The 499-nt window shown below is 49.1% G+C and carries 4 tRNA genes; all 4 read right to left on the reverse strand.

Features of this window, described 5'->3' with window-relative positions:
• Nucleotides 1-67 precede the first annotated feature (67 nt).
• The 4 genes from ACYUET_RS19035 to ACYUET_RS19050 all read right to left on the reverse strand — a co-directional run bounded on the left by ACYUET_RS19035 (nucleotide 68) and on the right by ACYUET_RS19050 (nucleotide 425).
• Nucleotides 68-142: transfer RNA gene (locus ACYUET_RS19035), tRNA-Gly, on the reverse strand.
• Nucleotides 143-148: 6 nt separating this feature from the next.
• Nucleotides 149-233: transfer RNA gene (locus tag ACYUET_RS19040), tRNA-Leu, on the reverse strand.
• 15 nt (nucleotides 234-248) lie between these two features.
• Nucleotides 249-324, reverse strand: a tRNA-Lys gene (locus tag ACYUET_RS19045).
• A 26-nt stretch (nucleotides 325-350) separates the two neighbouring features.
• A tRNA-Gln gene (locus ACYUET_RS19050) sits at nucleotides 351-425 on the reverse strand.
• Between the last annotated feature and the right edge of the window lie 74 nt (nucleotides 426-499).

Raw genomic sequence — 499 nt, forward strand, 5'->3', positions numbered from 1 at the left:
CTCACGTAACTAGCTTGGAAGGCTAGGGCTCTACCATTGAGCTACACCCGCATATTTAAAATTTATTTGGAGCGGAAGACGGGACTCGAACCCGCAACATCCACCTTGGCAAGGTGGCACTCTACCATTGAGTCACTTCCGCATTTTTTGGTGCAGATGAAGGGAGTCGAACCCCCACACCCGAAGGCGCTAGATCCTAAGTCTAGTGCGTCTGCCAATTCCGCCACATCTGCATTCCTTAGTTTAATTGGTGGCTCACCCGGGAATCGAACCCGGGACACCATGATTAAAAGTCATGTGCTCTACCGACTGAGCTAGTGAACCATATTTTATTCGTTATAATAAATAATTGGCTGGGATGGCAGGATTCGAACCTACGCATAATGGAGTCAAAGTCCATTGCCTTACCGCTTGGCGACATCCCAAAACATGGGGTGAACGATGGGATTCGAACCCACGACAACCAGTGCCACAAACTGGCGCTCTACCAACTGAACTA

The sequence above is a fragment of the Clostridium sp. CTA-5 genome, assembly GCF_054768135.1.